This is a genomic window from Gammaproteobacteria bacterium (assembly GCA_009838035.1).
GTDB lineage: Bacteria > Pseudomonadota > Gammaproteobacteria > Steroidobacterales > Foliamicaceae > Foliamicus.
This window is the reverse complement of sequence record VXSK01000010.1, coordinates 21,974-30,485: the sequence shown is the minus strand read 5'-3', so window position 1 is coordinate 30,485 and position 8,512 is coordinate 21,974. Positions and strand designations below refer to the sequence as shown.

At 62.9% G+C, this 8,512-nt stretch carries 8 protein-coding genes; all 8 read left to right on the top strand.

The genetic code is table 11. The annotated features are described in order from the left end of the window. Positions 1-160 precede the first annotated feature (160 nt). On the top strand, positions 161-1,342 hold the full coding sequence (locus F4Y72_06915; GenBank protein ID MXZ28022.1) for a DUF4102 domain-containing protein: 1,182 nt from the start codon (positions 161-163) through the stop codon (positions 1,340-1,342). A gap of 207 nt (positions 1,343-1,549) precedes the next feature. Further along, positions 1,550-2,461 (top strand): DUF4189 domain-containing protein, encoded by a 912-nt coding sequence (locus tag F4Y72_06910; GenBank protein ID MXZ28021.1) that lies wholly within the window; start codon positions 1,550-1,552, stop codon positions 2,459-2,461. 348 nt (positions 2,462-2,809) lie between these two features. After that, on the top strand, positions 2,810-3,019 hold the full coding sequence (locus F4Y72_06905) for an AlpA family phage regulatory protein (GenBank protein MXZ28020.1): 210 nt from the start codon (positions 2,810-2,812) through the stop codon (positions 3,017-3,019). Between the two features lie 16 nt (positions 3,020-3,035). Further along, positions 3,036-3,509, top strand: coding sequence for a hypothetical protein (locus tag F4Y72_06900; GenBank protein ID MXZ28019.1), 474 nt, complete (start codon positions 3,036-3,038; stop codon positions 3,507-3,509). A 141-nt stretch (positions 3,510-3,650) separates the two neighbouring features. Beyond that, entirely contained in the window at positions 3,651-3,920 is a 270-nt protein-coding gene (locus tag F4Y72_06895; GenBank protein MXZ28018.1) for a hypothetical protein, read from the top strand. 37 nt (positions 3,921-3,957) lie between these two features. After that, positions 3,958-5,748, top strand: coding sequence for a type I secretion system permease/ATPase (locus tag F4Y72_06890; GenBank protein ID MXZ28017.1), 1,791 nt, complete (start codon positions 3,958-3,960; stop codon positions 5,746-5,748). Then, positions 5,745-7,136 carry an HlyD family type I secretion periplasmic adaptor subunit gene (locus F4Y72_06885; GenBank protein ID MXZ28016.1) on the top strand — a complete coding sequence of 464 codons (1,392 nt, stop codon included), beginning with the start codon at positions 5,745-5,747 and terminating at the stop codon, positions 7,134-7,136. The genes F4Y72_06890 and F4Y72_06885 overlap by 4 nt, the downstream gene beginning before the upstream one ends. Further along, positions 7,133-8,425, top strand: coding sequence for a hypothetical protein (locus F4Y72_06880; GenBank protein ID MXZ28015.1), 1,293 nt, complete (start codon positions 7,133-7,135; stop codon positions 8,423-8,425). The genes F4Y72_06885 and F4Y72_06880 overlap by 4 nt, the downstream gene beginning before the upstream one ends. The last annotated feature ends 87 nt before the right edge of the window (positions 8,426-8,512 follow it).

Here is an 8,512-nt window from a genome sequence, read left to right as displayed (position 1 = left end):
GAGTAGGCCTCTGCCTATTATTCCCTATCAGTCTTTTATAGTCCTATTAAACGCACCTAAATGGTTTATTTAATTGATAAAATAGGTATGATCCGTATCCGGAAGTTTCGGATGGAACGTGCCAATCCCGCACAAAATGCAATAGCGGAAGTAATACCCGGTGAATCGTCCCAAGCGCCTTTCCGCTTCGTTCGTACGCACGGTCAATCGGCCGGGCCGGTACGGCGACGGCCGGGGCGGTTTCGGGCTCAGCCTGCTGGTGAAACCGAGAAGCGCGGGCGGCTATTCAAAGACATGGTCCCAGCGGGTGATTCTGGGCGGCAAACCCGTGAATATCGGATTGGGCGCCTACCCGGTAGTGACCCTGGCCGAGGCCAGGGACGAGGCGCTGCGCAACCGGCGCGTAATTGCCCAGGGGCGTGATCCGCGCGTGCGTGCGCCGCTGGTTCCCACGTTCGAGGATGCGGTCGAGCAGGTGATCCGGATTCACGCTCAGGGCTGGAAGAAGGGTGGGAAAAGCGAGGCCCAGTGGCGTTCGAGTCTGCATCGCTTTGTTCTGCCCCACCTGGGCCATCTGCCGGTCAACGCGATTCAGCCGCGGGACATCATGAGCGTCCTGTTGCCGATCTGGAACACGTTGCCGGAGTCCGCGCGCCGCATCCGCCGCCGCATCGGCGTCGTGATGAAGTGGGCGGTGGCGCAGGGCTACCGGCACGACAACCCCGTCGGCGACGCACTGAGCGCGGCGCTGCCCAGGAACGCGTCCGCGCCCAGGCATTTCCGGGCGCTTCCTTTTGCGCAGGTTGCGGCAGCCTTGCAAAAGGTGCGGTCGGCCCCGGTTTACCCGACCCGCGCGCTGTGCTTCGAGTTTCTTACGCTCTGCGCGGTGCGCAGCGGCGAAGCCCGGCATGCCCGCTGGAAGGAAATCGACCTGGCAAGCGCGGTCTGGACCATTCCGGCCGAGCGCATGAAGGCCAAACGCACGCACCGGGTGCCTCTGCCGCGCCAGGCGTTACGCGTATTGTCGGCGGCGCGCAGCCTGGGGGAGGATTCCGCCCTGGTGTTCCCGGCACCGTACGGCCGGGCCTTGAACGACGCTTCCCTGTCCAGGCTTTGCCGGGAGCTCGATCTGGGCTGCGTTCCGCACGGTATGCGCAGCAGTTTCCGCGACTGGGCCGCGGAATGCTCGGACGCGCCCCGCGAGGTCTGCGAGTTGGCTCTCGCGCACGTCAACTCGAATCGCGTCGAGCGCGCCTACCGCCGCACGGATCTGTTCGACCGCAGGCGCAAGCTGATGCAGGAATGGGCGGACTACATCCGGCCTTCTTCGCGCATGAAATAGAGCGCGCCCCGATGTAGTTATCCACCTGCTACGATGATACTAAGTCATATATGAAATATGTCTTCGGTGATTCGCCGGGCTGAGTACGCTGCTGCCGTCGGCCGCGATAATTTTCATCGATGCCGACATCGAGACAATCAGCCAGCAAACACGGGCCTGCAAGCGGCTGCGGTATGATGGTGTACTAGCGTGCGGTCGAGGAAAGAAATGCTAAAAAATTCAACTTTGATTGCTGGCTTATGCACGATGTTATTGGGCCTCGCACCGGAGGGCGAGGCACCGGCACAAAATGTTGCAACGATGCCCGAAGGGGCATTCAATGCAACCGCCGATGGTTGGTATGAAGGGAGAGTGCGGTCTCTTTTTGTAGCAGATGGGGGCACGATGCGTGTTCTGTTGACGCCGCCACCGGAGGATTCCGGGCATCAATGTAACGGCGCCCCGTACATTGAGGCATCGACTTTCGTAGGCATTAATACGGAAGAAGAACGATGGGTCAAAACCCGCATCTATGAAACCTTCGCCGACGCCTTGGCCATCAACGCTCAGGTGTCCGTGTATCTGGAAGAGAGATTAGGGACTGATGGTCAAATGCAATGCGTTGTGGACCGTGTCCAGATATGGGCAACACCGAATTCCGGTACTAGTGCAACGTCGCCAACGGGAACGACCGGGGTAACGCCGCCGACCAATCCAACGCCGCCAACTACACCAACGACGCCGCCCAGTACTGTGCGCCAATACTATGGGGCGTTCGTAGTGGGCAGCACGGATACACAATTGGTTTGGTTCTGGGGAACTAATTATTTGTCGCAAGCTGCCGCCGACGACGCCGTGTTGCGCAGTTGCCAAAGCGATGCGGCCGGGCCTACAAATTGCAGAATCGAGGCTCGGTTCGGCAGTGGTCAATGTGTCGCGTTCGCTGTCAGCGACGGTACGGGCGGCTGGGGTCTTGCCACAGGTAACTCTCGTTCGGCGGCGGAAACAGGTGCCCTGCAAGAGTGCCGTAATGCGGGAAATTCGAATTGCAGTATCCGTACTACAGAATGCAATAGTCCGGCTGGAAGCTCCTTTGTGCGATCGGGAATACGAAGCGATGCAATCAGAAGAGCCCGATGATTCAAAGATGCTTGCTGGACAAACCGTTCCGAGATTTGCCCATGTATGGATTACTGGTCAGAATAGAATCAAAAGCAAGCCTTGATGAAGATGGGAATATTGTGGGAATGATTGAGGGGTGTAGGGGGTAAAACCTTTCAGAACAAACACTTATTCTGGACATTTTAGTACTAGTCGAACCCACTATGCCTGTCGGCAACCACCGTGTTGCCAGGCCATCGATACACTGGAATCTCACGGCGTAAGCGGGAATTCGTACAAGAAACTCACAATCAATTCGTATAGTCCTCTCTAGATTAGGTAGGTTGCGTGAACGGCAACCGAAAACCGCACGCTACAGGGGAGCGCATGAAGATCCAGGGCGACGAGCGTATGCTGCGCCGGCGTTCGGTGGAACAGATGACGGGACTGAGCAAGTCCACGTTGTACCGGCTGATCAAGGAAGGAAACTTCCCTCCTCCGCTGCGCTTGACCGCGAAGGCCGTCCGATGGCGGCGCGACGAAGTGAACGAATGGCTGTCGGGCCGCCCCCGCGGCGGCGGACAGCAGAAATCGTGAAAAGGAAGAACATTTCATGACGACACGAAGGATGGCGCTGGTGCTCGGCGCGGCGGCGCTGGCCCTTATCGGTTTTACGGCGGCTCCGGGCGCGGCGGCGGCCGAACCGGGCATGGCGGCGCAACTGCACATCTCTTTCGGCGCCGGTGAACCGCGCCTCCAACTCGGCATCGGCGCACTGAAGGAACGGCCCGCCGTGCAGCCGAGTCCGCTTTGGCCGATGGTCTTCCGGCCGTTTGTGCAGTTGAGTGCGCGCGTTTCGACGCCGCGCGCGAGGATTGAGGACCTGCGCCTCGATAGCCTGCTCGTCCGCAACTGGGCGCTTTACACCGATGAGGACGAGGAAGAAAACGGCGACGACGGGTCCGGCGGCAACGGGAGCAGGGTGGTGATGGTGCTCGGCGGCGTTGCCGCGGGCGTACTGATCCTGAGCTACGTCGTGGCCGACGATATCAAGGACGACGTCCTGGACGCCATCGACAGCGCCTGACCCAATCGTCCCGGGCGGGCGTTCCCCGGCTTGAATCGCCCGTTCGCAGCCCCATATCTCCGCTAGAATCCTTAACGGGTCGGCTGGGCGCAACAGCCCAGTACCGCAGCTTTGTTGATGTCTCTAGGGAGAAAAAGCCAGATGAGCGATACCAAGATTTTTGTTGACGGTTTGATGTCGGCCACCTTGCGTGACGGCGTCGTGCGCCTCGAGTTCGGTGAATTCGAGGCAGACGAGGCAGCCGGGGGCGATGAGAACGCGCCGCCCAAGATGTTTCCGAAGACCCGCGTGGCCATGCCCTGGCCCGGCTTTCTTCGCACGCTGCGCATGATGCAGGAGGTGAACGAGCGCCTGCGCCAGGAGGTCGAGAAGCAACGCGCCGCTCAGGCCAACGGCGGCACCGCAGCTTAGCGATTTCCGTGCTCAGGGAGCACGTGCTGGCGGTTGAATTGGTGTGAACGACCAGCCCAAGAACCCCGAAACCGAGCGTCCCGTCACGCCTTTGCGGGCGGCGCTGAACCAGTACCGCGGCGGATTTATCGCCATCGCGGCGTTCAGTTCGCTGGTGAACATCCTGATGCTGGTCTCGCCGGTGTATATGCTGCAGATGTACGACCGCGTGCTCACCAGCGGCAGCGGCGAAACGCTGGCGATGCTCACGCTCATCGCGGTTTTTCTGCTGGTCTGCTTCGGTTTTCTCGAATGGGTCCGGCAGCGGCTCATGCAGCGGATCGCCCTGGCGCTGGGCCTGAACATGGCCAACGACGTGCTGGCCAGCGCGTTCCGCAGCAACCTGGCCAGTCAGCAGCAGAGCTCCACTCAGCCCGTGCGGGATCTCGATTCCATTCGCCAGTTCATGGGCAGTCCCACGATCTTCGCCTTTTTCGACATTCCCTGGACGCCCATCTTCACGGCGGTGATCTTCATATTTCACCCGCTGCTGGGCGCCGTGGCCACATTCGGAGCGCTGGTGATCTTCACGCTGGGCATGCTGGCGGAATTCCGCTCGCGCCTGCCGATGCGCGCCGCCGCCATCGAGGGTCTGCAATCGCATCAGCTCCTGGAATCCTCGATGCGCAATTCCGACGCGCTCAAGGCCATGGGCATGTTCGAAGGGCTGATGGACCGCTGGCGCGGCCGCCACCGGCGCTCGGCCGCGTTCCAGTCCGCCGCCGCCGGACGCCTGAGCGCTCTGCTGGCCTCCACCAAGGCTTTCCGCTTTTCCGTGCAGGTGGGCATTCTCGGAACCGGCGCCTACCTGGTCCTGCAGGGTGACCTCACTCCGGGAATGATGATCGCCGGTTCGATCATCATGGGCCGCGCGCTGCAGCCGATCGAGCAGGGCATCACCGCGTGGCGCGGATTTGTCGGCGCCCGCCAGGCATGGCGCCGGGTCAATGCGCTGCTGGAGGGTTTCGGCGCCGATCCGGACGCCGATGCGACGGACCTGCCGCGACCCGAAGGCAAGGTGGAAGCGGAAAACCTGAGCACCGTTCCGCCCGGCGGCGAGACGCCGGTCGTGCGCGGAGTGAACTTCACCCTGCAATCCGGCACGCTGACCGGGTTGATCGGTCCCAGCGGCAGCGGCAAATCGTCGCTGGCCAGCGTGATGATGGGCGTGTGGCCACCTTCCGAAGGAGCATTGCGCCTGGACGGCGCGAGTATCGACGGCTGGTCGGACCACCTGCGCCTGAAGCACTTCGGCTACCTGCCGCAGACCGTGGAACTGTTCGAAGGCACGGTTGCCGAGAACATTTCGCGGCTTCAGGAGCCCGAGGCCGAGGCCGTGATCGCCGCCGCTCAAATGGCCGGCTGCCACGACGTGATCATGCGTCTGCCCGGTAATTATTCTTCGCCGATCGGCGCGGGCGGACGTGGCCTGTCGGCAGGTCAACGCCAGCGCGTGGCGCTGGCCCGCGCGCTGTATGACGATCCCGCGTTTGTCGTACTGGACGAACCGGATTCCAATCTCGACAGCGAGGGGCAGGAAGCGCTGGCGCAGGTCCTGGATACGCTGCGCGAGCGCAGGATCACCACGGTGCTGATTACCCACAACATCCGGCTGCTTCGGCGCGTCGACAGGATCGGCGTGATGAACGAGGGACAGCTCGTGAACTTCGGTCCGCGCGACGAGGTGCTGGGGCAGTTCGCCAAACCCAAGGCCCAGGCCCGGGCGGGCCGCCCCGCGCAACAGCCCGCCGGTCCGGCCAAACCGATACAGGTTAAATACACGCAATGAAATTTCAGATGCAAGCCCCCCCGCAGAACTGGCGTGAGAAGGTGCTGGCCTTTCTCAAGCGAATCTTCGAGACGCCACCCAAGATCGAGGAAAACGAGACGGTCGATCCGCTGAAGGACCGCGCCATGTGGATTGGCGGCAGCGTAGTGACCGGGGCGCTGCTGATCTTCGTCCTCTGGGGCTCGCTGGCCCCGCTGGCCCAGGGCGTGGTCGCGACCGGCATCGTCGAGGTGGCCGGCGAGAACAAGACCGTGCAGCACCTGGAAGGCGGAATCGTCAAGGAAATGTTCGTCCGCGAGGGCGATACGGTAGAGGCCGGCGAAACGCTGCTGGTGCTCGACGACACCAAGCCGCGCGCCGAGCAGGACCTGCTGGAGGCGCGTTATTACGGCGCCCTGGCCGAGATCGACCGACTGAGCGCTGAGCTCTACAACCGCGAGGAAGTTCAGTTTTCCAGGGAGTTCGAGTCGCTGCGCGGCGATGTCCGGATCGAGGAGATCATTCAGGCCGAAATCGACCTGTTCAAGGAACGCCGGACCCAGCACGCCGGCGAGATCGAGATCCTTAACAGCCGCGTGGAACAGCTCGGAGAGAAGGTCCGGGGTCTGCAGGCACGGCGTGAAGCTTCCGAACAGGAACAGGCCTTGCTGGAGAAGGAGGTGGAAACGCTGGAGAGCATGGCTGAAAAGGACCTCGTTTCCGACGAGTTGCTTACCCAGCAGCGGCTCAATCTGGCCCAGACGCGTGGCCAGGTCGGGCAGATCGGCGCCGAGATCGCCGAGGCGCAACTGGCCATCGGCGAGACCCGCCAGCAGGTCATCCAGTTGAAGAACGACTACCGCACCGAGTTGTCGACGGACCTGACCGAAGCGCGGAATCTCGTTTTCGAAACCGGCGACCGGCTGTTCGCGGTTCGCGACCAGGTCCAGCGCACCCGGATCACCTCGCCTCAGAAAGGCAAGGTCATCAACATGCAGGTGCACACGGTGGGCGGCGTGGTACCCACCGGACAGCCGATCATGAACATCGTTCCCGAGGACGACACGCTGATCGTGGAAGCCCAGGTGCGCCCCGCCGACGTGGACAACGTCCAGGTAGGGCAGGAAGCGCGATTGCGCATAACGCCGTTCAAGCAGCGCGCCACGCCCGAACTCATCGGCGAAGTCATTCTGGTTTCCGCCGACATCTTCACCGAAGACAACACGCAGCTTCAGTACTATCTTGCGCGCATCGCCATTTCGGAATCGGAGCTCGCCAAGCTGGGCGACAAGGACATTCGGCCCGGGTTCCCGGTGGAAGTGACCTTCACCGGCAGCAAGCGCACGCTGGTGCAGTACCTGGCGGAGCCGATTTCCGACGCCATCCGGCGAGGCATGAAAGAAGAATGAAAATCGTAATCGTTGCCCTGGCCGCCTGCGCCGTTTTCGCCGCCCCCGCCTCGGCCCAGCAAGCGGGAGGCGTCGACGACGCGCCGTATTCCCTCGAACAGGCGCTGCGCGACGCCGTGCAGCGCGACCCCCGCATTCGCGCCGCCGGCAGCCGGGTGCAGGAAGCCGGCGAGGAATTCGCCGAGGCCCGAAGCCTGCGCTTCCCGACCATCAATGTCACCGGCGGCGGAGGCTGGGGCTATAACCGCAACGAGGCGCGCAGTATCGGAATCTACGAGGGCAATTCGCGAACCTCCGGGCTGGAGGTCAAACAGACCATCTACTCCTTCGGGCGCATCGGCGCCCGCGAGCGCGAGGCCAGCGCCCTGATCGCCGCCGCCGAATACGACGCCGACGACACCCGCCAGTCGGTACTGGCCGATGCCGCGATCGCGTATGCCGAGCAGGTGCACCGCCGCAGCATCCTGAACCGCCGCATCGAATTCGAACGCCTGGTGGGCGAGCAGGAAACCTCGGTGCGCGAACTGTTGGAGTTGGGCAGGTCGGACCTCACCCAGATGCATGAAGTCCTTCGCTACCTGCACCAGGCCCGCGCGCAGAGGATCGAGGCGGAGACCGCCTACAACCGCGCTCAATCCGAACTTGCGCGGCTGACCGGCGATATCCGCGAGAACCTCGACGCCGAGGGCCTGGTCGAACTGGAGCGCCGTCAACCCGAGACGCTGGCAGCGGCCAGGACGCGCGGTAGGGAAGGCGCCCCGATCGCCGGTAAGGCCCGCCAGAACCTGGTGGTCGCGGACAGCCGAATGAAATATCAGCGCGCCGAGCTGTGGCCGTCGCTGGAACTGAAGCTTGGCGGGGGCGACGGCTACGTGGGCGAAATCAAGACCCGCGACGCCGACGTGCAGCTGGTGCTGAGCATGCCGCTGTTCGAAGGGGGCAGGAAGTTCGCGGCGCTGCGCAAGGCGCGCTATGCCAGGGAAGCGGCCCAGTACGACCTGGACGCCGACATGGAGCAGCTCGAACTCAACATCTCGGTTTCCTGGAACCTGGTCAACGGCCTGGCGCGGGCCTGCCTGGAACTTGAACGCTCGCTTGAAGACGCCGCGGAGATCGTGTCCATCGTCGAGGAGAAGCTGCGCGCAGGCCGCGGAACCGTGCTGGACCAGCTTGAGGCCGAGGAAATCGTGGCCGAGACCGACGTAACGCTGCTCGAGAAGCGCATCGAACTGGCCGAGGCCCGCGTGGGGCTCCTTCGCAACATCGGCTCCCTTACCCCCGCCCTTTAGCCCCCCTGGGACACGTGCCCGCGGGTGCCCATGCCGGTACCGACCCGGCCGAATGACCGCACAACTCGCCGGGATACACCACGCCGG

Bases quoted from the DNA above. Each gene is read 5' to 3' on its own strand.
- F4Y72_06910 (MXZ28021.1), top strand. From the start codon at position 1,550: ATGCTAAAAAATTCAACTTTGATTGCTGGCTTATGCACGATGTTATTG.
- F4Y72_06905 (MXZ28020.1), top strand. From the start codon at position 2,810: ATGAAGATCCAGGGCGACGAGCGTATGCTGCGCCGGCGTTCGGTGGAA.
- F4Y72_06900 (MXZ28019.1), top strand. From the start codon at position 3,036: ATGACGACACGAAGGATGGCGCTGGTGCTCGGCGCGGCGGCGCTGGCC.
- F4Y72_06895 (MXZ28018.1), top strand. From the start codon at position 3,651: ATGAGCGATACCAAGATTTTTGTTGACGGTTTGATGTCGGCCACCTTG.
- F4Y72_06885 (MXZ28016.1), top strand. From the start codon at position 5,745: ATGAAATTTCAGATGCAAGCCCCCCCGCAGAACTGGCGTGAGAAGGTG.
- F4Y72_06880 (MXZ28015.1), top strand. From the start codon at position 7,133: ATGAAAATCGTAATCGTTGCCCTGGCCGCCTGCGCCGTTTTCGCCGCC.